Consider the following 22,138-nt stretch of genomic DNA (forward strand, 5'->3'; position numbering starts at 1 on the left):
TCAGTGGTTTGATTGGTACAATCAGGAGCGTTTTCATCAAGGTCTTGACAACCAAACTCCCAATGAGGTTTATTATCAATATCAAGCAATTCATCAGCCCGCCTGGGCTTGATTAACTAACAATGGCAGAGCTTAATTCTACTCTCAAGTTGTTCAGTTACAGGTGGCCACTTCAAATTACTCATTCTCGATCTATCAGAAATGATGCAGCAAAAACCTTCAACAGGAGAAAAATGATGGATATTATTAGCATTCTGAACAATGAAAGTGACTTTCTTCTTAAGCACGACTGTACTACTATACCCAAGCATGACCTGCAGCTGCCCGGTGCTGATTTCATCGATCGCGTAATGGCTTTAAGCAATCGAAAGCCGAGTGTGCTGCGCAATCTTCAGGCGCTTTATAATCAAGGACGTTTAGCCGGCACAGGCTATCTGTCACTTTTACCCGTCGATCAAGGCGTTGAGCATTCAGCAGGCGCGTCATTTGCACCCAATCCAATGTTCTTTGATCCCAAGCACATTATTGAACTTGCCATTGAAGGCGGCTGTAATGGGGTCGCTTCCACATTGGGCGTGTTGGGTATCGTGTCCCGGCAGTATGCGCACAAGATTCCCATGATTCTTAAAATTAATCACAACGAGTTGCTGACTTATCCGAATAAGTTCGACCAAACTCTTTTTGCCAGTGTCAATCAGGCCTTCGATATGGGCGCTTGCGCAATAGGCGCTACAGTTTTTTTTGGTTCGGATGAATCACGCCGACAGATCCAGGAAGTTTCGGCAGCATTCGAACATGCGCATAATTTGGGAATGGTAACCATATTATGGGCCTATACACGTAACAACGCTTTTAAAACTGCCGACAAGGATTATCATGTTAGTGCTGACCTGACTGGTCAGGCTAATCATCTGGCCGTAACTATCGGTGCTGATATCGTCAAACAGAAAATAGCGACCAATAACGGTGGTTATAACGCAATTAAATTTGGCAAGACCCACTCCAAAGTATACAGCGCCCTGACGACAGATCATCCGATTGATCTTGTGCGCTATCAGGTCGCAAATTGTTACATGGGTAGGATTGGCATGATTAATTCGGGCGGCGAATCAGGTAGTGATGATCTGCATCAGGCAATTCGAACTGCAGTCATCAACAAGCGTGCAGGCGGCATGGGATTAATTTCCGGACGAAAAGCATTCCAGAAACCATTTACCGAAGGTGTCAAACTACTCCATGCAATTCAGGATGTGTACTTGTCTAGAGAAGTGACCATTGCCTGAGTTATTTTTTCTAAACTGCTGGACAAAATGAACTTTCGTTGTTCTAAGTGAAAAGAAAAAACAAAGTGTCAAATTATAAATGCATAATGTAAAAGGCGTGACAGATCTCTGCCTTTAATAACAGCATCAGGTATACAATCGCCGGATTATTTACCTGATGCTGTTATGGCTTCCAAGTTTGCACGAGCGTCTTCATTACCTTGAGCTGCTGCTTTTTCAAACCACTCAACAGCTTTTTTCTCATCTCTTGCCACCCCTTCCCCAGTAAAGTACATGGCACCTAAATTATTCTGCGCATCCACATGACCTTGTTCTGCAGCTTTCTTAAATAGCTCGGCAGCCTGTCCCATATCTTGCGGGATACCTTCACCATTTGCATACATGAGTCCGAGATTAAATTGCGCATCCGCGTAACCTTGCTCTGCAGCACGAAAGAACCACCCGGCTGCCACTTCAGGATCATTATCTAATAATTGACCAGACGGACTCTTTGAAACCGCTTCACCGGTATAATACATAACACCTAAACCATTCTGAGCTGCAGGATTTCCCGCTTTAGCATCTTCCATTAAAGCTTTAAATTTTTCTTCGGCCGTTTTAACATCGCCTACCCCTGCAGGCAAAATTTGTTCTTTTAGTTCTTCCTTTTCTTCATTGGTCAACCCTTCCCCGATGAACGATGGGATTTCACCCAACTTGGTTACTTCATTCGTAGGTTTTGGTGATGTGCTGATTTCTGATTTATCACTTTTTGGCTCTTCACCGCAGCCAATAAGTAATAAAGCTGTAGCAGCTAGTAATAGAACAGCTAAAAATTTCATTTATAATTTCCTTTATTACCTTAGTTTAACAATAACAAGCCGGAGCACTATAACAACTTGATTAGAAATTGTGTATTAATGTTTGCTATTTAGCACCAGACTTCTTTAACAATTCAATAATTTCCCGATAGCGATAACGTTCAGCCAGCATTAGCGGAGTTACGCCATTGCTTGCTTTAACATTGAGATTGGCATTTGCCGCCATCAACGAATGAACTGCCCCCAGATGACCATTCTGAACAGCCAACATTAATGCTGTCGCGCCATTCTCCAACTGATAATTGACCTCGGCATTCGCCTTGATCAAGGTTTGAATAGTCTGCTGATGACCTTCTTGCGCTGCCAGTAAAAGTGCTGTCATGCCATTAGTTCTTTTTGCATTGACATTGGCTTGAGCAGCTAACAATAAAGCGATCACTTTTCTTCTGTCTTTTTCAGCGGCCAATATCAAAGCTGTATCATTTTCTTCCGAAACGGCATTGACATCAGCCCCAGCTGTTAGCAGAACTTCGACAACCTGTTCTCGTCCATCACGAGCAACCTGCATCAATGGCGTATAGCCGTTCTCTGCTCTTAAATTTTGATCTACTCCTGCTTGCAAGAAGCGTTCAATAATCGCAACATTTCCTTTCTTAACCGCAACCAGAAAAGCCGCATTCAATTCCTTTTGCCCGATCTGTCGCATATCCAGTATCTTTTTTACCAATGAAAAATTACCTTTGTCTGCGGCAGCAATCAGTTCAGTATCAAGATTCACCGACCAGGCATGGGTAGAAATAAAGATCAATAAGCATACAACCCATCCTGTCGTTCTATTTTCTAATAATCTTGTCATGCAAAATTCCTTCCCATCAACATACTCACACAAAAAATTCTAACATCATCATTTGTGTAACATTTTAAATTAGACTTACTGTATCAATAACCACCCGATTAGAAGTAAGATTCTACAATGGTACCAATTTTTGATCAGCGCATCATATGAGTTGCGTTGGTCCCGTCTGCCATGACTATGTGCAGTGTGCTATTCTTGCTCAATTAATTATTCATGAAATCTGATTCAGATGCAAAATGTGATTTATATAAATCAAAACTGCTGAATTTAGCATCTTATCTGTTTATAGATTAAAGTTTATATCCCGAAACAATTCAAAGCACAAATAATTATGACCACTGATCATTATGACATCGTTATCATTGGCGGTGGCCCGGTAGGCATGGCTCTGGCACTTGCTTTGCGCGACACCGGCGTTTCAAATTTACTACTCGAGGCACGTGGGCTACCCGAGAAAGATGAAGATCCTCGCCCATTGGCATTATCACACGGAAGTCGTCTGATATTGCATCGCTTAGGGGTATGGAGCGAATTAACACAACATACTCCAATTACTACTATTCATATTTCCAACCGCGGCAGTTTCGGTCAAACTGTTTTAACGCCGGATGATGCGGGTGTTCCGGCATTAGGCTATGTAGTAAATTATCATGACCTTTTCTGCTCCATGCACAAGAAATTGACCGAAAAAAAGTCTGACTATATTGCTGGTGCTATTGTCACTCAACTCGATACCGATGAAAATTTTGGCTATGTCTATTTCGATTACCAGGGCAAGGAAAAAAAGATTTCAGCCAAACTACTAATTCTCGCCGATGGCGGCCAGTTGGCCAAGCAAATACCTGATATCATTTATCAGACATATGATTATCAGCAATGGGCAATTGTTGCCAATGTTCAAGCTGAAAAAAAGCAAACAGGTATTGCTTACGAACGTTTTACAAATGACGGGCCGGTTGCATTGCTTCCAAACGGTAATAATTTTGCCTTAGTGTGGACTGTAAGCCCCGAGGCAGTGAAGGAAATTACCGTACTGGATGATACGGATTTTCTGATTCGATTACATCAGCATTTTGGTAATAGGCTTGGAAAATTCATTAAAACAGGAAAAAGATCTGCATTCCCATTAGCACTCAAATACGCAACATCGCCAACAACTCAAAGAGTTGCACTAATTGGTAATGCGGCCCAAACATTACATCCCGTCGCAGGACAAGGGTTTAATCTGGGCTTAAGAGATGCCTATGAATTAGCGCACGAGATTATCAATATACAATGCTCGGTGCTGGAAATCGGAACGCCAACTATGTTATCAAGGTATCGTCAAAATAGACACATTGATAGTAATGCCGGCAGGATATTCACAGACTCTTTGATCAAACTTTTTTCTAATGAAAACAAAATTCTCAAACACGCTTGTGGCGTCGGGTTAAGCGCATTGAATTGTACCCCGCCCCTCAAAAGATTTGTTGCCCGTCGCATGATATTTGGAGCCAGAGGATAATTTTAAATCATACCTCCACTATCTGTCTGACAAAAGCTATAATTAGCTCTAACGGAATGTGAAAATTATGTGGTCACTCGCACCAGCTCCCAGGGTCACCTCTGAGTGTTCAGATGATCGTTACTCAGCAACAATATTTAGATTATCAATAACCACCAGCCTATAGATACCGCTTACATGCAGATTGGCACGCACATTTTAAAAAATAAACTGATTGTTGCTCCGATGGCAGGTGTTACCGATCGTCCGTTTAGACAGTTATGCAAGATTATGGGTGCCGGTATGGCTGTCTCTGAAATGGTGTCGAGTAATTCGTTGCTATGGGGCTCTCAAAAAACACTACGGCGAGCGAATCATGAAGGTGAGGTTTCTCCCATCACAGTTCAGATTGCCGGTGCTGATCCCAAAATGCTTGCAGCCGCAGCACGTTACAATGTTGAAAATGGCGCTCAGATTATTGACATTAACATGGGTTGTCCAGCAAAAAAAATATGCAATGTAATGGCCGGATCCGCATTACTACAAGATGAGAAATTAGTGGAAAGAATTCTTGCTGCAGTAGTAAAGGCTGTCGATATACCTGTCACACTTAAGATTCGTACCGGATGGGACAAACAACATAAGAATGCATTAGCCATAGCGCATATTGCTGAGAATTCTGGCATTCAAGCACTCGCTATTCATGGCCGCACAAGAGCTTGCGCATATACTGGCACTGCCGAATATGACACAATCGCAGCTGTTAAAGCCTCCACCAAGATCCCCATCATTGCAAATGGTGATATCACTACTCCCGAAAAAGCAAAACATATTCTTGCCTATACAAAAGCCGATGCAATTATGATCGGCCGTGCCGCACAAGGCAGGCCGTGGATATTTCGAGAGATAAATCATTATCTTGCGACTGATCAACACCTGCACCCCCCAGAAGTAGCGGAAATACATCGAGTACTCATTAATCATCTGCATGATTTATATGATTTCTATGGCGAATACTCGGGTGTTCGCATTGCACGTAAACACATATCCTGGTACACCAAGGGACTCGTTGGCTCTGCTAGCTTTCGTCAGTCAATGAATCAATTACAAACCAGTGATCAGCAAATTATAGAGACCAATAAATTTTTTTCAAAGTTAGCTGAAGAAGGTCAAAGATTGAGTTATATCAAAGAAGGGGGCAGTTAGTTTATGAATGCAATCAAGGAGAATGAAATTGTATCCTGTATTCGCAAGGCGATCGGTGGCTATCTCAATGACTTGGATGGAGAGAAGCCAGGGAATCTATATAGCATGGTAATTCAGAGCGTTGAGAAACCGCTGATTGAAATTGCCATACAACATACCAAAGGCAATCAAACCCAAGCAGCGGAGTTACTTGGAATAAATCGAAATACGCTACGTCAAAAAATGAAACAATTCCAAATTAAATGACTATTAAACATGCACTCATCAGTGTCTCAGATAAAACCGGGATCATCGATTTAGCAAAAAAACTGATTCAGTACGATATAACTATCCTATCAACAGGGGGTACTGCCAAATTATTATCTGAAGCTGGAATAAGTGTTATTGAAGTCAGCGACTACACTGGTTTTCCAGAAATGCTCGATGGCCGGGTCAAAACACTGCACCCGAAAATTCATGCCGGCATACTCGCGCGTAATGATTTATCAGATCACCAGGATGCGCTTATTGAAGTATCTATTCCGAATATAGAACTAGTCATCGTCAATTTGTATCCTTTCAGACAAACGATCGCAAAACAACACTGTAGTCTGGATGATGCCATTGAGAATATTGATATTGGCGGCCCTACCATGGTCCGTGCAGCAGCCAAAAATTACCAAAAAGTAACTGTTGTCACGGATCCTCAAGATTATTCACTGCTTTGTGAAGAATTAGCAGCGAGTTCTGGATCGATTAGTTTGACTACCCGTTTCATGTTGGCAAAAAAAGCTTTTACGCACACAGCTTCATATGACAGCGCCATCAGTAACTATTTAACTGCATTGGATACCGAATATCATCATAAAGATTTTCCAGATTCCCTCAATCTGAATTTTAAACTTGCACAGCATTTACGTTATGGAGAGAATCCGCATCAGAAAGCTGCCTTCTATCGAGATGAATCCTTAACCCCAGGTAGCTTAGCGAATTATCAGCAGTTGCAAGGAAAAGAATTATCCTACAACAACATCGCTGATACCGATGCAGCCTGGGAATGTGTTAAAACTTTTGACAGCCCAGCCTGTGTGATTGTTAAACACGCTAATCCTTGTGGAATCGCCATTGCTGAAACAACACTGCATGCCTACCAGCTTGCATTTGCAACCGATCCAACTTCTGCTTTTGGCGGCATCATTGCATTTAACCGCATTATCGATACAGACACTGCTGAAGCTGTTCTAAAACAATTTGTCGAAGTCATTATTGCACCGGAAATAACGCAGGAAGCCCAACAGATTCTATTGCAAAAGAATAACATCCGCGTATTGATTCTGCCACTACAAAATGGGCATCATCGCTATGATTTAAAACGAATTGGTGGTGGTATTCTTGTACAAACACCCGACATTCTGAATATTACAGTTGCAGATCTTAAAATAGTCACCAAAGTAATGCCCTCACCGCAACAATTGGAAGACCTACTTTTCGCATGGCGCGTTGCAAAATTTGTTAAATCTAACGCCATTGTATTTTGCAACAATGGTCAAACCGCGGGTATTGGTGCTGGTCAAATGAGTCGTGTCGATAGTGCACGTATCGCTTCTATTAAAGCACAACAAGCAGGTCTCACACTTGCAGGATCCGTGGTTTCATCGGATGCATTTTTCCCCTTTCGGGATGGATTAGACATTGTGGTGCAAGCAGGCGCAACGGCAATAATTCAACCCGGCGGCAGTATCCGTGACAACGAAGTTATTGCTGCCGCCGATGAACAAGGTGTTTCAATGGTTTTCACCGGCATTCGCCACTTCAGACATTAGAGAATCTCAAAATATCATGAAGCTACTGGTTATTGGCAGCGGCGGCAGAGAACATGCATTGGCATGGAAACTGAGTTTATCGCCTCGCGTACATAAAGTATTTGTGGCGCCAGGTAATGCGGGTACCGCATTAGAACGTGGGCTTGAAAATATTTCAATCACATCTATTCCTGAATTAATCGAATTTGCAAAGCAAGAGCAAATTGCAATAACGGTAGTAGGCCCAGAAACCTCACTGGCCGCTGGTATCGTGGATGCATTCCAGTCTGCTGGTCTGAAAATATTTGGCCCAGTCCAGCAAGCAGCTCAACTCGAAACTTCAAAGATCTTCGCTAAGGAATTCATGCAACGGCACCATATTCCGACAGCTGCTTATGCAAGATTTCAAGATCCTGTGCTGGCACATGAGTATATTGATCAAAAATCCACTCCTCTGGTCATTAAAGCTGATGGACTCGCAGCGGGAAAAGGTGTTGTAGTTGCTCAAACCAATGAACAAGCACATTCTGCTATCAATACCATACTGGTCGAAAAGAATTTTGGCAGTGCAGGTTATGAAATTATTATTGAAGAATTCCTGCATGGCATAGAGGTCAGTTTTATTGTCATGACAGATGGATGTCATATTCTGCCTTTAGCTACCAGCCAAGATCATAAACGCTTATATGATGGAGACTTGGGTCCCAATACCGGCGGCATGGGTGCGTATTCGCCAACGCCTTTTATATCGCCCAGCCTGCATGCGCAAATCATGCGTAATATCATCTATCCCGTAATTAATGGATTAAAAGAGGAAGGCATTAACTATACCGGTTTTCTGTATGCCGGATTAATGATTACTGCGGAAGATCAAGCAAAAGTATTGGAATTTAATTGCCGGCTAGGAGACCCAGAAACTCAACCCATCATGCTGCGCTTAAAAAACGATCTTCTGACATTAATAGAGCATGCTGTGAATGGAACACTGGATAAAGTTGATGCCGAATGGGATCAGCGTGCTGCTCTGGGTGTTGTGATGGCAGCGTATGGCTATCCGGAGGATCCTAGAAAGAATGACGTGATCCAAGGCTTACAAGATCTTATCATTGACCAAGAAAACACCGGCAATTTTCATATTTTTCATGCCGGAACGCGCATGGGAGGAAAAGATGAAAAAGAAATTATGACGACTGGAGGGCGTGTTTTATGCGTAACAACATTAGGTGAAAACGTTAAAATTGCTCAGCAGAATACCTACAAACTCATTGAAAGAATTCACTTTGATGACTATCAGATTCGTCACGATATCGGATACCAAGGCATAAACTATCAACGTAAAAATAGCGTAAGAAAAAATTGAGTGTCTCTAAATATAATTAAACAAGGATAACCCAGAAATTTTAATATAGGACTGTTGTGCAGCTTGAAGATACAGCTGTTGCCTTTGGAAATCTGATGTTGCTTTTGCGAAATCAACATCTTGTAATTGTGACAGTAATTGCTTAAATTGAATATCTTGATCACTCCCGACACTTTCCAAGGTATCGATTTCATTCATCCGGGCCCCAATAGAGGACTGTTTTGTAAGCACATGCTCTAAGCTATTATTAATACTTTGTAGTGCTGTACTTAAATTATTCGCAAGTCGAGTACCCCCAGGCTGCCCACTGGATGGCGTTTCAAGTGCTGTAATTAGATCACTCACAGTCTTGAAAATACTTTGATTGCTACTGGGAGAAACTGTAAATTTATCCCCATTCTCCGGATTACCTTTAATACTCACCTGTATTCCATCAAAACTGATTGTACTGTTACCTACGTAGGGATTGGCTGAAGAAACTGGTAATCCTATTGTTGTGTTGACAATATCATAAGTTGTCAAACCAGCAGCAACATTGAAATTTATATCGTAATTAACCCCGGTTAGGCTCGCCGGAGTAATCACCGACCCACCATCAATAACGCCCGTCCCTAAGTTTAAGGAATTCGCTGCGGTTGTAAACACACTGTTACCATTCTTTATTCGCTCAAAAATATCTGTGCCTGAGTCACTGATTGCAAGCTGGCGCGACGGTCCTACTTGATTCAATCTTTGTCCTTGATCTCCGGAATATTGCACATTTAATCCAGTTTGAACAAAAGGTTTTGTACTCGCTTGATAGCCTGAAAATAAAAATTGTCCATTTTCATCCGTTGTATTGGCCAAGCCAACTAATGAATCCAATTTGCTGCGCAATTCCGTCGCTAGAATCTTTCTATCTGCATCTGCAAGTGTCGAATTTCCACCATAGACTGTTGTACCATGAACATCCTGAAGAAGCGAGGTAACTTGCTTTAATATATTTTCTTCCAATCCCAACGAAGAACTTGCGCTGGCACGATTAACTGAGTATTGTTTATTCAATGACGCTGACTGCGTAATATTCAATGCTTGTGCTGCGGCAATTGGATCATCTGAAGGTGTTAGGATGCGTCTACCGGTAGAAAGCTGCTGTTGCGTCTTAACTAATGTATCCTGCTGTTGCAGCATTAAATTAGTTCCGGTTTCATAAATTGTATTTGTACTAACCCGCATAATATTGCCTCTAGCTTAGTTATATACGAAGAATTGAATCAAACAGTTTATTGCTCATTTCAATGATCTTACTTGAAGCCTGATAAGCCTGCTGGAAGCGCATTAAATTAGCAGCTTCTTCATCCAGATTAACACCCGATACCGACTGCATGGTATTTTCAGTTTGTGTCAGTAAATTAGCTTGTGCTTTACTGGTTACTTCCAGCTCTCGAGACTTGTTACCAATTTGGCTAACAAGCTGCCCGTAAGCAGACTGGTACGATGCTGTCCCATTTTCCAGGGTATTTTTCGTTTGTAGCACACCCAGCAACAATGCATTCCGATTATCAGAAGATCCATTATGGTTGGGTGCGATTGTAAAGACATCGCCTGCAGCAGGACTACCACTAATTTGGAAAGTATAACCATTGAGACTAATATCAGCCCCTGCGGTATATGCCTGGTTAGTGGTCGGCAACCCAGTCCCAATACCAGTCACATCATATTGGCCATCATATGGTGTATGGAATGTTATCGTTAACGGTTGCTGAAGATTTGAGTCTAGTGGCAATGGATCGACAGTTCCAGCACTAATTTTTCCTGTACCGTTATTTGTCAATGCTGCATTGGTACGATTAGGCGCAGCCGCAGCAATTTTGGTTGTATCGGTAATATTTACAGCTATATCCTTTGCGCCATTTATTGTTGGTTGAACCCGAAATCTTTCATTAGCAAGAATAGCTGCTCCGGTGACAGATAGACCATCCAGCGTTAACGGCGAGGCTCCTGATGGAGCAACTGTGGTACTTACCGAGGTATTATCAGATGATCTAGTCAGCGTATAGTTTGTTCCATCATAAGAGAACTGGTAATCGCTTGTTGTTAAAACACTATAATCACTTACTCCTACAGTGATATTAGACGTCGGATTATTGCTCAATGCTGAAATTACTTTGGGTGAAGGCAGCGTAAAAAAATCATCTCCCATATCACCATTAAGATCCACACCTAACTGATGTTGCGCATTGAAAGTTTGCGCTAACGAAAGAGCAATTCTTCCTAATGCATTTTGTGCACTATCCAGTGTGACACTACGAAATGTCAGAATACCGTTTAAACTACCCCCTGTAATCTGATCTTCTGGAAGCTGAACCGTATTATTTCCTATAACTAAAGCGATAGTTAAACTCTCTGGATTATCCGGCGATACGATTGCCTTAAATGAGAGTGTTTGGGATCCAACTACCAGCGCTTGTCCATTACCTACATACACATTTACTGTGCCATCACTTTGTCGCACCGTATCGGCATTAACTAATTTATTTAATTGACTAATCAATTCATCACGCTGATCTTGCATATCATTGGCAGGCTGCCCGCCAGCAGCACCTTCCGCCACTGTGATCTGATGATTTATCTCTGCTATTTGGTTCGCCAAAGAATTTATATCAACTACCGTGCTGGTAATCTGATTATTTATGCCTTCTCTGATTTGCGACATACGCTGATCCATACTTTGGAAACGCGCCACAAGGGCTTCGGCATTACTTATCATAGCCTGGCGTGATGGAATTACAGATGGATTTGTTGCCACATCTTGTATCGCGCTAAAGAAATTCTGGAGTGTTGGAGAAAGTCCAGAAGTCGAATCTCCAAGCATATTATCTAATTGTTTTATTTGAGAAGCATAACTATCTAGTGCTTGACTTTTTGTTTGAACCTGTAATGATTGGCTAACAAGAAATTGGCTATATATGCGCTGTACTGTCGTTGAATGAACACCACTTCCAAAAAATCCAGCACCAGAGGATTGTGGTGTATTGGTACTCAACATAACCTGCTGACGCTTATAACCAGGCGTACTTGCATTGCTGATATTGTGGCTGGTCGTTAGCAATTGACTTTGCGCAGTTAATAGCCCGGAAATACCAATGTCAAGAATACTATTTCCCATAATCTATATCCAATTTTTTATATCTAGAAACATATAAAGGTTGTATCGGTAAAATGATAAAAGAATTAACAAAATTTTTACCATCAAATAAATTCAAGATTCTGCAATGTTTCACTATTGAGTATTCGGATCAACTTCTCGGCATACAATGGATCAGTTGCATATCCTGCACGTTGCAAGCCATTTGCAAAAGCAGTGGCATCAGTAGACTTCAATACTTTTTCATAGCGTGGATTATCTAATAGCAAATTGGCATAATCACTAAATCCCTCTGCATAAGAGCTATAAGAACGGAATTTATCAACTACTTTCTGGGATGTACCATTGATGTATTCGGTAGTCATTTTTTCCACAACATCCCCTTTCCAGTTCGCACCGGCTTTGATCCCAAACAGGTTGTAGCTTGGACTATCATCCGCATGACGAATCTCATGTCTACCCCAGCCACTCTCCAGCGCAGCTTGTGCCAACATGAAATGCGGCGGAATACCGGTTGACTGTGAAGCTATCTTCGCATGCGACAAAAGCTTATCGATAAAATCCGTTGAATGATTAGATAATTTCTTTAGTTGTGTCTCCAGCGGGATTGGCGCGAGAAATACATCAACAGATGGGTTCATTTTCCCAGCTGGTATTGCTAAATTCGATGAATTCAGAGCACTCGGCCATAACTGTTCAGATTTATCATTGGGATGACCATCTTTAACCACAGACCGCTGACTACTGGAATTAACCGCTGATATAATAGTGTCTGTATTACTTATTGAAGTTTTTGATTCAATTGCATTATTAGCGCGAGTCAATTGCTGCACCATTATGTCGGCAATACCAATTCCTTTGGTAGATAAGTGTTGTGATAATTGCTGATCATACATCTGCGTAAAGAACTGGGTTTGTTGGCTATCAAACAGCCCATCTTTCGGCGTTGCTTCACGCATACTTTTTAGTAACATGTTCATGAACAATGCTTCAAATTGTTGCGCTGCTTTTTGCAAAGCTTCATCTGGATTCTGCTTCGCCATTAAATGCAGATCATTAATACTCTTAGCATCAATTGCGAGTTTACTAGAAATATCCGGTGAGATAACCATATGTTTTAATCCGGTAATTAAATAATTTCCAACTCGGCACGCAACGCGCCCGCCGCCTTTAACGCCTGTAATATGGACACCAAATCTTGCGTTGTCGCACCAATCGCTGTCAAAGCCTTGACAACTTCCCCGAGATCCGCACCACTTGGTAATAGCATTAAATTCCCCTCATCAGTACGTATTTCTACCTGTGATCGCTGTGCCACCACTGTTTCACCACGTTGTGCAAATGCTCCTGGCTGACTGATTACAGGTTCCGTATTGATAATAATGGATAAATTACCATGCGCAATTGCACTCGTTTCGAGAGTTACCCCTTGATTCATCACTACCGAACCAGTACGTGAATTTACTACAACTTTTGCAGACGCTTTTGCAGGCGTTATATCCAGACTTTCAATCTGAGAAATAAATGCAATGCGCTGACTATTATCAACAGGCGCCCTTACCTGCACCACTCGGCCATCGATAGCAGACGCAGTTGAAGGATGAAGTCCATTGATAGCTTCAACAATACGATTAATCGTCGTAAAATCTGTAGAATTCAACTCCAGGTTAATAAAATCACCTTGCCCAACTGTTGTCGATATCTCGCGCTCTACAATAGCCCCGCCTGAAATACGCCCAGCACTGAGATGATTAATCTGCACACTGCTCCCTGCATTCCCGGCCCCAACACCGCCAACCAAAACATTTCCTTGCGCCATTGCATAAACTTGATTGTCAGCCCCTTTCAGAGGCGTCATCAAAAGTGTTCCTCCGCGCAGACTTCTCGCGTTACCCATAGAAGATACTGTGATATCAATTTGCTGACCAGGTTTAACAAACGCCGGTAACGTAGCTGTTATCATCACAGCAGCAACATTACGTAACTGCAAATTGGTACCTGGCGGCAAGTTAACCCCCAATTGACCGAGCATATTGATGATACTTTGTACTGTAAATGGCGTCTGGGTTGTCATATCACCACTACCATCCAAACCCACAACCAACCCATACCCTATCAATTGATTGTTGCGTACCCCTTGAATCGATGCCAGATCCTTGATGCGATCGGCCGCACTAACTCCCGGCACTAATAAGCCTATCACAAGAAAAAAATTAATAATTATGTTTATAATTTTCATTATCTTATGTATTTATTCCAAGGACAAGTATGTTTTAAGTATCGGATAATTTAGAATGGTGTAACGGACAGAAAAAATCGTGACAGCCATCCCATTGTTTGCGCCTCATCCAAATATCCATTAGCACGATACTCAACACGCGCATCGGCAACTTGCGTTGAAGAAACGGTGTTCGCCATAATATGAACTGGGTTCACAATACCAGAGAGCCTTATATACTCTTGCCCCTGATTAATACCGATTTGTTTTTCGCCACTGACAACAAGATTCCCATTTGGCAATGCTTCTATAACAGTTACCGTAATCGTGCCTCTAAAATTATTTCTACTGGAGCTTGCACCTTTTCCATCAAATGTATTGCTTGAATTTGCTTCAACTGTTGCGTGTTTCGATAAAAGGCTTAAAGGAATCCCTAAAAGGCTAGGCACCGAGAAATCAATACTGCCAGAGCGATCGACATTACTCCCAGAACTCTTGCTGGCATTTGTTGTTTCATTCAAATTAACGATAAGGGTATCGCCAACACTCCGTGCTCTTCGATCTTCAAATAAGGGGGTATAACGAACACCACCTGTTGTGCTATGAATAGTCTGAAAGATAGCTCCATTGGGGTGACTCGCTACCGCCGCATGCTTTGGAGAACGAAAGGTATTGGGTTGATGGGTAGATGTTGCCGGTGTCATCGCACAACCTGATACAAGCAGAACAAAAATCAGTGTATACAAATACAAGAATTGATTTTTTATTTTCAGATTGCTGTTAACCATCCCATTACTCCAAATAACCCTTTCAATTACAATTGAGCCAATTTTTGCAACATTTGATCTGAAGTTTCAATTGACTTGGAATTCATCTCATAGGCACGCTGGGTTTGAATCATGCTAACCAGTTCTTCCACGACATTCACATTAGACGCCTCAACAAATCCCTGTTCTAGCGTTCCTAAACCATTAGTACCTGGAGCATTCTGATTGGGTGTCCCGCTAGATGCGGATTCCATGTATAGATTCTCGCCAATCTTTTGTAATCCTGCCGGATTGATAAAATTAGCTAGCTGGATATTACCAACTTGAACTGGGGCTGTTGATCCAGCCACTCCTACAGAAACAGTACCATCACGCGCTACGGTTATACTAGTAGGATTTGGTGGAATTGTAATCGCCGGTTGGATGGCGTACCCACTAGACGTGACAACCTGACCATTCATATCTAATTGGAAAGCCCCATCACGAGTAAAGGCTGTCGTTCCATCGGGCATTAAAACTTGAAAAAAACCCATACCTTTGATGGCAATATCTCCCCTACTCTCCGTTTTCTGAAGTGGTCCTTGAGAAAATATACTTTCTGTCGCAACTGGTTTAACACCTGTGCCTAGTTGCAAGCCAGAGGGTAATTGGGTCTGTTGAGAAGATTGAGCACCTGGTTGACGCAAAGTTTGATACATTAAGTCTTCAAAAACTGCTCGAGCACGTTTAAATCCATTCGTACTAACATTCGCCAAATTATTTGCGATGACATCCATTTTGGTTTGTTGCGCATCAAGACCAGTTTTAGCAATCCATAAGGAACGAACCATAATCATTACCCTCTTAAATTTATTTTTTTGTTTAAACTCTTAAGACCATTATTTGACTAGCCTGTTGTGCATTTTTCTGCGCGTTCTCAAGCATTTTCATTTGCATATCAAATTGACGGGCGAGCGCTATCATGCTCACCATTTCATGTACAACATTCACATTGCTACCTTCCAATGTCCCATCAACAAGCTTGACTTGAGCATCGACTGGCGCGACTCCACCATCTTTAAGGCGGAATAAACTATCAGCCCCCCTAACAAGACTTTCTTCCGGCGGATTTACCAGCTTAATTCGGCCCACTGAAGCTACGGTATTGGGTTGTGGAGTGATCGGCACAGATGACACGGTCCCATCGACACCAATTGTGATTCGAGTTTCCGGCGGGATCGTGATAGTACCGGTAGTACCTTTAACTTTAAGTCCATTATGCGTTAGTAAAAGCCCATTGGAGCTGACTTGCAAGTTGCCATTTCGTGTATAGGCTTCTTCACCATTATCCAATTGCACTGCAATCCATCCAGAACCCTTAATTGCAACATCCAGATCACGATCGGTTGTTTGCAATACACCAGGTGTAAAATCCGCATGAATTGTTGAATCAACTACAAAAGCACGTGTCGGTAATCCATCACCAAATATTGGCACAGCTCGAAATGCGTTGTTCTCAGACCGATAACCTGTTGTCGAGGCATTAGCGAGATTCTGGGCTACCGTAGCTTGTTGATTCAGCGTATGGTTTGCTCCGGTCATCGATGTGTAGATTAGTCGATCCATGAGTTTTTACTCAGTTAAGGTGAGAAAATTAAAGATTAACCAATGTTTGTAAAACAGCATCCTGAGTTTCAATTGATTTGGCATTCGCCTGATACATACGCTGTGCAGTAATCATTTTCACCAACTCACTCGTAAGATCTACATTAGCGTCTTCGGTCGCAGAGGCTTGAAGAGCGCCGAGTGTTCCCGTTTTTGGTGGACCAACCACCGGCTGACCTGAGCTCGGCGTTTCTAGCCAACGACCATCTCCCATTGGATTCAGACCTTGTGGATTAATAAAATTAGCCAAAACAATTTGGCCCAGTGATTTCGTTTGCCCATTGCTATAGCTTCCTTGAACCACGCCCTCAGCGGATGTCGTAAAACCAGACAGCCGGCCAGAGGTAAATCCATCTTGCGAGAGTGAATTAACGCTAAAACCAGATCCAAACTGAGTAGCTGTCGTTAAATCCAAAGCAAAAGTTAGCGGAGAACCTGCCCCCAGAGCCGGATTTATAGCCGCTAGATCGACCGTTACATTAAAAGGTGCCGTTGGCGCAGTCAGTGCCCCACTATTATCAAATGTCAGTGCTGTTGAAGCCAGCGTAACACCAATAGGTGCACCTGCTGTATCAACTTTGCCATCGACAGTCGCATAAGTATTCCATGTACCTGATGTAGCCGATTTCTGGAAATAAATAGATAATATGTGCGAATTACCCAAACTATCATAAATTGTTCCAGATGTAGTATTGGAATAGCTTTTTAGATTGTTCGCATCGAAAGTAGTCACTGTAGGTGCAGACTGCCGTGAATCTAAATTAAAACCCATATCGTAAGTCGATGTAACTTGAGGCGGGATATCTGCGGTGCTTAATTTCAATTTGGTTGGCTGACTCGCGTCTATAACTCCATTTCCATCCGCTGTAAATCCGGTTAGATTTATCCCATTCGCATCGGTAACAAACCCATTGCCATCAAGACGGAACTGACCATTTCGACTATAACTGATTGAACCTCCGTCATCCATACGAAAAAAGCCTTGCCCGTTTATCGCAATATCCAATGGATTGTTGGTCGGTGAGATATTTCCTTGACTAAATATGTGCGCAACTGTGGATACTCTGGAGCCGCTACCTACTTGCGTGTTAGAAGAATCAGCGCCACCCAATGAATTTGCAAAAATATCGGTAAATTGGGCCTGGGATTGTTTGTACCCAGGGGTATTTGCATTGGAAATATTGTTTCCAATAACATCCAGATTTGTCGATGCGGCACTTAGACCACTTAAACCTTGCTGAAAACTCATAATGATCTCCTAATCAAAATACCTGCTTAATGTCAGACAAACTGACTAGACCCAATTTTCCCATATCAAGCAGTGTGCCCTGCTCCCCGTGGGAAATGCTATTCACCGAACCTAATGAAAGCGTGTTGACTTTAATCTCTTCTCCACCTTGTTTTGCACTCACAGCAAAGGTATATTCTCCCTCTACAGCCGTGGCACCACTATCTGTTTTACCATCCCATCCAATCGTGCTAATACCTGCCGGCCATCCTTTAAGATCTTCTATTTTAAGATGCTCTATATTGCGAATGGCGACTCCGTGTTTATCAGAGATCGTTACTTTTATTTCATCGACCGGTTGAGCCAATTCAATACCGGCGATGGCGGCTTCTTTCTCAAGAGAGATAGATTGTCCTGGAACAAAAGCATTGTGTCCTATCATTGCCGTTGCTTCAATTGATTGACTATCTTCATAATCAGAAGACAAAAGTTGTAGTGTTGTATTCAATTTATCTATTCCGGATACCGTACTAATCTGTGCTAATTGACTGGTAACCTCCGCGTTATCAAGCGGTTTCAGCGGATCTTGATTTTTCATTTGAGTCACCAGAAGCTTTAAGAATCGATCTTGGGTATTCTCAGTCTCCTTTTTAGCAGTGATTCCTGTCGGTGTAATTGATGAAACTATTTGAGAATTGGCTTGTTGGACTGCATTCATTTTGTACCCCTTTATTGACCAATAGTTAGAGTCTTTTGCAATAGTGATTTGGTGGTGTTCATCATATCGACACTGTTCTGATACGAGCGTGATGCCGACATCATATTGACCATTTCATCGACAACATTGACATTGGGCATCGTCACATAACCCTTTTTATCTGCTAACGGATGTTGAGGCTGGAACGACTGTTTCATTGGAGATTGATCGTGAACAACCCCAGCCACTTTAACGCCACTTGCGCCATTCGCAGCTGCCTGTAATGTACTGAAAATCACTTGACGTCCCCGATAAGGTTCGCCGGTTGAGCTAGTTACACTATCAGCATTCGAAAGATTACTGGCAACCACATTCAAACGCTGGGATTGTGCGGACATGGCTGAGCTTGAAATATCGAATACGTTAAATAATGACATAATTATCTCTCCTGCATCGCCGATGTTAAGTTTCTAAACTCATTATTCAAAAATGTGATACTTGCATCGTACTTAATTGCATTGTCAGCAAATCGCGTACGTTCCATATCCATATCCACTGTGTTTCCATCGGCACTCGGTTGGAAAGGAACACGATATAATATGTTATCTCCAAAGACTCCCGTTGCAGTGGGATTAATATGCATCGTAGATGTCGTATTTAAACCCACTTTACTCAGGTTTGTAGTCAATGAAAGCTTTTCATGTAGTACACTAGCGAAATCAATGTCTTTCGCTTTAAAATTGGGTGTATCTGCATTTGCGACATTACCAGAAAGTAACTCTTGCCTGGCAGCTCGTAAGCTTAAGGCTTGATGATGAAAATTTAATTCCTTATCGAGTTTGTTAATCATTTTCTACACACCCTAATTTAAATAGCTTTCTTTCACTTATCAGCACTTAGCATGCCAACTATAATAAATGTTCGAGCAGCTAGACCAACTCACAAAAAAGGCTTGAAATAGACGCTATCTCCGAATGTAATTTTTATTACGGTTGTTTAAGATATCTTTGGGGCGGCAATAATTGCCGAGAACGGCAAAAATGAATGGTTAAAAATAAATTTATGATACGTTGCTTAGTGTCGATTCTCAGTCTGCTAATGCTTGCTTCTTCTCTTCCAGCATTTGCATCAAAGCACAAAACTATTGCGCAGCATCAAGATACTGCTTTGATTAAAAACGCAATTGAGAATTTTCTATACAACAATACAGCCACATTATCCGGGCAAGTTATCGTGAATGTGGGCCAGATTGACAGGCATCTTGCTTTACCACAGTGTCCACACCTAGAACCTTTTGTCCCAACTGGCGGGCGTTTATGGGGAAAAACTTCTATTGGGGTTCGCTGTGATAGTCAGGTTGCAAAATGGACCATCTATGTACAGACTGAAATAATTATAATGACAAATGTGTTACATATCGCACGACCCGTCGCAGCTGGACAGACAATCGCCTATGAGGATATCGCACCACAGAATGTTAATTTGACACAGATGCCGGAAGGCATATTCACGGATGTCGCACAAGTAATCGGCAAAGTAACTACCGCCAACCTTACTGCCGGACAACCATTACGTCCACAAATGCTGCGAGCACCCTATGTAATCTTACGTGGTCAAACGGTAAATCTGGTCGTGCAAGGGCGTGGATTCAGTGTCCGATCCGAAGGCCAGGCATTAGCAGATGCTAGTGAGGGACAAGTTGTTCAGGTACGTAACAAATCAGGAAGAATCATGAGCGGACTTGCGCGCATAAATTCAATCGTTGAAATACAGCCATAGCATATTAACCCAAAATGTTTCCATTATTATTAGTTGAACACTATTTACCTTTCACTTACGTAAACAAGTGATCTTAATACTCGATCAGATTTATAATTAAGTCGTTTCAATACTCAAGAAAGTAGCTTTTTACACTGTGACTAAAATAGATCCTACCATTGAAATAAAAAGAATTCTGGCTGATGTACTCGGATTGGGGGAACGACTCAATACGATGAGGTTAGACACCCTTTTACTTGGAAATATCCCAGAGCTTGATTCTGTAGCAGTCGTTACGATTATCTTGGCTTTAGAAAAGAATTTTTCTATCGCGATTAAAGATGACGAGATTAGTGCAAAAACATTTGATACACTCGGCGCTTTAGTTAATTTTATAGAAAAAAAATTAGCCGATAAAAATAAAGGCTATGCAGTAATTAACTGTTAAAATTATCTTATCTCTCCAAGTGAGATTCCCCCTGTTTTTTGTCTTCCAATGGGCGAACATTTTTATGCTATCAGCTTATCTTTCTGTTGAGTAATTAGCCAGTCATTTAGAAACCGCATTGGTGATTTATAGTCTAACGTTGAGTGCTGCCGTTTCCGGTTGTAGAGTACCTCGATGTACTCGAAGCTCATGGTAGCCATCTCTGCGCATGTTTCATAACACAGCCCATGCACTCGCTCGTTCTTGAAGCTGTTGAACCAACTTTCGGTTGGGGCAGTTGCTTCGCCCTACTTGCCTTCCGCGCCATGATGTGAAGTGGTACCGCAAAACTGGGCAGGTTGTTAAGCTCTGTTATGGACACTATAGAGGATCATAATCATGAGCAAGAAACGCACACAATATTCCAGTGAATTCAAAGCAAAAATAGCGCTGGTGGCGATAAGAGGGTATGAAACCATTCCCCAACTGGCAGCACGTTATGGAATACATCCCACACAGATCAATAGCTGTAAACGGCAACTCATTGAACAAGCGGATGAATTGTTTTCCAGAAATACCGGTGCTAGCAAAAAGAACGGACAAACCACAGATGACTTACATCGTGTCATCGGGCAACTGACGGTGGAACGCGATTTTTTAGTCAGAAAGCTCGATCATTAAGTGCGGCGGAACGCAAGATGATGATTGAGCTTAACGACAAACTTAGCCAAACTCGCCAGTGTCAATTTCTGAGTTTGGCACGTTCGACCCATTACTATCAGCCGTGATTTTGACTTGGTTTTGCTACGAAAGATGGACGAGCAATACCTGAGAACACCACAAAATAGGGTACACGCAGCTACGCCACGTGTTTATTGCGCCAGGGAATACTGATGGGTCGTAAGAAAAGCGGCATCCATGATGAAGACTCCGGGTATTATCAGCACCGCGCCCAAACCGGGTACCAGTATCCCAGCTAAACAACACAAAATATATCCTTACCTGCTCAAAGGTAAGCTAATAAACCAGCCCAATCAAGTTTGGGCTTGCTGATATTACCTATGTGCCGATGGAGAAAGGCTTTGGTTATCTGGTCGCCATCATGGACTGGCATTCCCGTAAGGTGCTGAGCTGGCGCTTATCCAACACGATAGATGCCGATTTCTGCGTTCAAGCATTGGAGGCTGCCATTCAAGACCACGGCTGTCCGCAGATCTTCAATACCGATCAAGGTGCTCAGTTTACCAGCGAAGTATGGATAGCTGTTTTGAAGCATCACGATATCCAGATCAGCATGGATGGGAAAGGTTGTTATCATGATAATATTTTTGTTGAACGGCTATAGCGCACAGTAAAGTATGAACTCTTATACACCAGGACATTTAGTGACTTAAAGGGGGTAAGAAAAAGTTTGACTCAGTGGTTTGATTGGTACAATCAGGAGCGTTTTCATCAAGGTCTTGACAACCAAACTCCCAATGAGGTTTATTATCAATATCAAGC

24 protein-coding genes and 2 pseudogenes are annotated in these 22,138 nt (G+C 42.2%); 12 read left to right on the forward strand and 14 right to left on the reverse strand.

Annotation, left to right across the window (positions count from 1 at the left end; all coding sequences use genetic code 11):
• The coding region (locus ACH10T_RS01600; RefSeq protein WP_394807615.1) for an integrase core domain-containing protein at window positions 1–112 on the forward strand (112 nt) is incomplete at its 5' end.
• A 121-nt stretch (window positions 113–233) separates the two neighbouring features.
• On the forward strand, window positions 234–1,283 hold the full coding sequence (locus ACH10T_RS01605; protein WP_394807594.1) for a class I fructose-bisphosphate aldolase: 1,050 nt from the start codon (window positions 234–236) through the stop codon (window positions 1,281–1,283).
• 146 nt (window positions 1,284–1,429) lie between these two features.
• Here ACH10T_RS01605 and ACH10T_RS01610 read toward each other — a convergent pair whose 3' ends face one another.
• Window positions 1,430–2,104 carry a tetratricopeptide repeat protein gene (locus tag ACH10T_RS01610; RefSeq protein WP_394807595.1) on the reverse strand — a complete coding sequence of 225 codons (675 nt, stop codon included), beginning with the start codon at window positions 2,102–2,104 and terminating at the stop codon, window positions 1,430–1,432.
• 85 nt (window positions 2,105–2,189) lie between these two features.
• A complete protein-coding gene (locus tag ACH10T_RS01615) occupies window positions 2,190–2,939 on the reverse strand; it encodes an ankyrin repeat domain-containing protein (protein WP_394807596.1) in 750 nt (249 codons plus the stop codon).
• 331 nt (window positions 2,940–3,270) lie between these two features.
• Here ACH10T_RS01615 and ACH10T_RS01620 point away from each other — a divergent pair, with 331 nt between their 5' ends.
• The 5 genes from ACH10T_RS01620 to purD all read left to right on the forward strand — a co-directional run bounded on the left by ACH10T_RS01620 (window position 3,271) and on the right by purD (window position 8,769).
• Window positions 3,271–4,443, forward strand: a complete 1,173-nt coding sequence (locus tag ACH10T_RS01620) for an FAD-dependent monooxygenase (protein WP_394807597.1) — start codon at window positions 3,271–3,273, stop codon at window positions 4,441–4,443.
• Window positions 4,444–4,620: 177 nt separating this feature from the next.
• Window positions 4,621–5,628: a tRNA dihydrouridine synthase DusB gene (gene dusB / locus ACH10T_RS01625; protein ID WP_394807598.1), complete on the forward strand. Its 1,008-nt coding sequence runs from the start codon at window positions 4,621–4,623 to the stop codon at window positions 5,626–5,628.
• A gap of 3 nt (window positions 5,629–5,631) precedes the next feature.
• Entirely contained in the window at window positions 5,632–5,874 is a 243-nt protein-coding gene (locus ACH10T_RS01630) for a helix-turn-helix domain-containing protein (protein WP_394807599.1), read from the forward strand.
• Window positions 5,871–7,430, forward strand: a complete 1,560-nt coding sequence (gene purH / locus ACH10T_RS01635; RefSeq protein ID WP_394807600.1) for a bifunctional phosphoribosylaminoimidazolecarboxamide formyltransferase/IMP cyclohydrolase — start codon at window positions 5,871–5,873, stop codon at window positions 7,428–7,430. The genes ACH10T_RS01630 and purH overlap by 4 nt, the downstream gene beginning before the upstream one ends.
• A gap of 16 nt (window positions 7,431–7,446) precedes the next feature.
• Entirely contained in the window at window positions 7,447–8,769 is a 1,323-nt protein-coding gene (gene purD, locus ACH10T_RS01640) for a phosphoribosylamine--glycine ligase (RefSeq protein ID WP_394807601.1), read from the forward strand.
• Window positions 8,770–8,775: 6 nt separating this feature from the next.
• On the opposite strand, the gene flgL is transcribed toward purD, so the two are convergent.
• The 11 genes from flgL to flgB all read right to left on the reverse strand — a co-directional run bounded on the left by flgL (window position 8,776) and on the right by flgB (window position 19,300).
• On the reverse strand, window positions 8,776–9,984 hold the full coding sequence (gene flgL / locus ACH10T_RS01645) for a flagellar hook-associated protein FlgL (protein WP_394807602.1): 1,209 nt from the start codon (window positions 9,982–9,984) through the stop codon (window positions 8,776–8,778).
• A 19-nt stretch (window positions 9,985–10,003) separates the two neighbouring features.
• On the reverse strand, window positions 10,004–11,917 hold the full coding sequence (flgK, locus tag ACH10T_RS01650; RefSeq protein WP_394807603.1) for a flagellar hook-associated protein FlgK: 1,914 nt from the start codon (window positions 11,915–11,917) through the stop codon (window positions 10,004–10,006).
• 83 nt (window positions 11,918–12,000) lie between these two features.
• On the reverse strand, window positions 12,001–13,008 hold the full coding sequence (flgJ, locus tag ACH10T_RS01655) for a flagellar assembly peptidoglycan hydrolase FlgJ (protein WP_394807604.1): 1,008 nt from the start codon (window positions 13,006–13,008) through the stop codon (window positions 12,001–12,003).
• Window positions 13,009–13,025: 17 nt separating this feature from the next.
• Window positions 13,026–14,135 carry a flagellar basal body P-ring protein FlgI gene (locus ACH10T_RS01660; RefSeq protein WP_394807605.1) on the reverse strand — a complete coding sequence of 370 codons (1,110 nt, stop codon included), beginning with the start codon at window positions 14,133–14,135 and terminating at the stop codon, window positions 13,026–13,028.
• 50 nt (window positions 14,136–14,185) lie between these two features.
• Window positions 14,186–14,902 (reverse strand): flagellar basal body L-ring protein FlgH, encoded by a 717-nt coding sequence (locus ACH10T_RS01665; RefSeq protein WP_394807606.1) that lies wholly within the window; start codon window positions 14,900–14,902, stop codon window positions 14,186–14,188.
• Between the two features lie 26 nt (window positions 14,903–14,928).
• Window positions 14,929–15,711 carry a flagellar basal-body rod protein FlgG gene (flgG, locus tag ACH10T_RS01670; RefSeq protein WP_394807607.1) on the reverse strand — a complete coding sequence of 261 codons (783 nt, stop codon included), beginning with the start codon at window positions 15,709–15,711 and terminating at the stop codon, window positions 14,929–14,931.
• 31 nt (window positions 15,712–15,742) lie between these two features.
• Window positions 15,743–16,486 (reverse strand): flagellar basal-body rod protein FlgF, encoded by a 744-nt coding sequence (gene flgF, locus ACH10T_RS01675; protein ID WP_394807608.1) that lies wholly within the window; start codon window positions 16,484–16,486, stop codon window positions 15,743–15,745.
• A 28-nt stretch (window positions 16,487–16,514) separates the two neighbouring features.
• Entirely contained in the window at window positions 16,515–17,774 is a 1,260-nt protein-coding gene (flgE, locus tag ACH10T_RS01680; protein ID WP_394807609.1) for a flagellar hook protein FlgE, read from the reverse strand.
• Between the two features lie 13 nt (window positions 17,775–17,787).
• Entirely contained in the window at window positions 17,788–18,471 is a 684-nt protein-coding gene (locus ACH10T_RS01685; protein WP_394807610.1) for a flagellar hook assembly protein FlgD, read from the reverse strand.
• A gap of 11 nt (window positions 18,472–18,482) precedes the next feature.
• Window positions 18,483–18,887, reverse strand: a complete 405-nt coding sequence (gene flgC, locus ACH10T_RS01690; RefSeq protein WP_292995987.1) for a flagellar basal body rod protein FlgC — start codon at window positions 18,885–18,887, stop codon at window positions 18,483–18,485.
• A 2-nt stretch (window positions 18,888–18,889) separates the two neighbouring features.
• Entirely contained in the window at window positions 18,890–19,300 is a 411-nt protein-coding gene (gene flgB, locus ACH10T_RS01695; protein ID WP_394807611.1) for a flagellar basal body rod protein FlgB, read from the reverse strand.
• A gap of 212 nt (window positions 19,301–19,512) precedes the next feature.
• Between flgB and flgA the strand changes: the two genes are divergently transcribed.
• Both flgA and ACH10T_RS01705 read left to right on the forward strand, forming a co-directional pair.
• Complete coding sequence (gene flgA / locus ACH10T_RS01700) at window positions 19,513–20,229, forward strand: flagellar basal body P-ring formation chaperone FlgA (protein WP_394807612.1); 717 nt, start codon at window positions 19,513–19,515, stop codon at window positions 20,227–20,229.
• Window positions 20,230–20,365: 136 nt separating this feature from the next.
• Complete coding sequence (locus ACH10T_RS01705) at window positions 20,366–20,656, forward strand: acyl carrier protein (RefSeq protein ID WP_394807613.1); 291 nt, start codon at window positions 20,366–20,368, stop codon at window positions 20,654–20,656.
• Window positions 20,657–20,718: 62 nt separating this feature from the next.
• Here the strand turns inward: ACH10T_RS01705 and ACH10T_RS01710 are convergent.
• Window positions 20,719–20,910: pseudogene (locus ACH10T_RS01710) on the reverse strand (IS3 family transposase); the annotation flags it as partial.
• Window positions 20,911–21,034: 124 nt separating this feature from the next.
• On the opposite strand from ACH10T_RS01710, the gene ACH10T_RS01715 reads away from it, so the two are divergent.
• From ACH10T_RS01715 to ACH10T_RS01725, 3 genes and pseudogenes are all read left to right on the forward strand, one after another.
• Window positions 21,035–21,316 carry a transposase gene (locus tag ACH10T_RS01715; RefSeq protein WP_394807614.1) on the forward strand — a complete coding sequence of 94 codons (282 nt, stop codon included), beginning with the start codon at window positions 21,035–21,037 and terminating at the stop codon, window positions 21,314–21,316.
• 373 nt (window positions 21,317–21,689) lie between these two features.
• Complete coding sequence (locus ACH10T_RS01720; RefSeq protein ID WP_394807616.1) at window positions 21,690–21,980, forward strand: transposase; 291 nt, start codon at window positions 21,690–21,692, stop codon at window positions 21,978–21,980.
• A 12-nt stretch (window positions 21,981–21,992) separates the two neighbouring features.
• Window positions 21,993–22,138 (forward strand): annotated as a pseudogene (locus ACH10T_RS01725) (integrase core domain-containing protein); the annotation flags it as partial.

The sequence above is a fragment of the Nitrosomonas sp. genome, assembly GCF_043753625.1.
Classification (GTDB): domain Bacteria; phylum Pseudomonadota; class Gammaproteobacteria; order Burkholderiales; family Nitrosomonadaceae; genus Nitrosomonas.

Excerpts from the sequence above, each read along its gene's own strand:
- ACH10T_RS01605 (WP_394807594.1), top strand. The coding sequence starts at position 234 with ATGATGGATATTATTAGCATTCTGAACAATGAAAGTGACTTTCTTCTT.
- ACH10T_RS01610 (WP_394807595.1), bottom strand. The coding sequence starts at position 2,104 with ATGAAATTTTTAGCTGTTCTATTACTAGCTGCTACAGCTTTATTACTT.
- ACH10T_RS01615 (WP_394807596.1), bottom strand. The coding sequence starts at position 2,939 with ATGACAAGATTATTAGAAAATAGAACGACAGGATGGGTTGTATGCTTA.
- ACH10T_RS01620 (WP_394807597.1), top strand. The coding sequence starts at position 3,271 with ATGACCACTGATCATTATGACATCGTTATCATTGGCGGTGGCCCGGTA.
- dusB (WP_394807598.1), top strand. The coding sequence starts at position 4,621 with ATGCAGATTGGCACGCACATTTTAAAAAATAAACTGATTGTTGCTCCG.
- ACH10T_RS01630 (WP_394807599.1), top strand. The coding sequence starts at position 5,632 with ATGAATGCAATCAAGGAGAATGAAATTGTATCCTGTATTCGCAAGGCG.
- purH (WP_394807600.1), top strand. The coding sequence starts at position 5,871 with ATGACTATTAAACATGCACTCATCAGTGTCTCAGATAAAACCGGGATC.
- purD (WP_394807601.1), top strand. The coding sequence starts at position 7,447 with ATGAAGCTACTGGTTATTGGCAGCGGCGGCAGAGAACATGCATTGGCA.
- flgL (WP_394807602.1), bottom strand. The coding sequence starts at position 9,984 with ATGCGGGTTAGTACAAATACAATTTATGAAACCGGAACTAATTTAATG.
- flgK (WP_394807603.1), bottom strand. The coding sequence starts at position 11,917 with ATGGGAAATAGTATTCTTGACATTGGTATTTCCGGGCTATTAACTGCG.
- flgJ (WP_394807604.1), bottom strand. The coding sequence starts at position 13,008 with ATGGTTATCTCACCGGATATTTCTAGTAAACTCGCAATTGATGCTAAG.
- ACH10T_RS01660 (WP_394807605.1), bottom strand. The coding sequence starts at position 14,135 with ATGAAAATTATAAACATAATTATTAATTTTTTTCTTGTGATAGGCTTA.
- ACH10T_RS01665 (WP_394807606.1), bottom strand. The coding sequence starts at position 14,902 with ATGGTTAACAGCAATCTGAAAATAAAAAATCAATTCTTGTATTTGTAT.
- flgG (WP_394807607.1), bottom strand. The coding sequence starts at position 15,711 with ATGGTTCGTTCCTTATGGATTGCTAAAACTGGTCTTGATGCGCAACAA.
- flgF (WP_394807608.1), bottom strand. The coding sequence starts at position 16,486 with ATGGATCGACTAATCTACACATCGATGACCGGAGCAAACCATACGCTG.
- flgE (WP_394807609.1), bottom strand. The coding sequence starts at position 17,774 with ATGAGTTTTCAGCAAGGTTTAAGTGGTCTAAGTGCCGCATCGACAAAT.
- ACH10T_RS01685 (WP_394807610.1), bottom strand. The coding sequence starts at position 18,471 with ATGAATGCAGTCCAACAAGCCAATTCTCAAATAGTTTCATCAATTACA.
- flgC (WP_292995987.1), bottom strand. The coding sequence starts at position 18,887 with ATGTCATTATTTAACGTATTCGATATTTCAAGCTCAGCCATGTCCGCA.
- flgB (WP_394807611.1), bottom strand. The coding sequence starts at position 19,300 with ATGATTAACAAACTCGATAAGGAATTAAATTTTCATCATCAAGCCTTA.
- flgA (WP_394807612.1), top strand. The coding sequence starts at position 19,513 with ATGATACGTTGCTTAGTGTCGATTCTCAGTCTGCTAATGCTTGCTTCT.
- ACH10T_RS01715 (WP_394807614.1), top strand. The coding sequence starts at position 21,035 with ATGAGCAAGAAACGCACACAATATTCCAGTGAATTCAAAGCAAAAATA.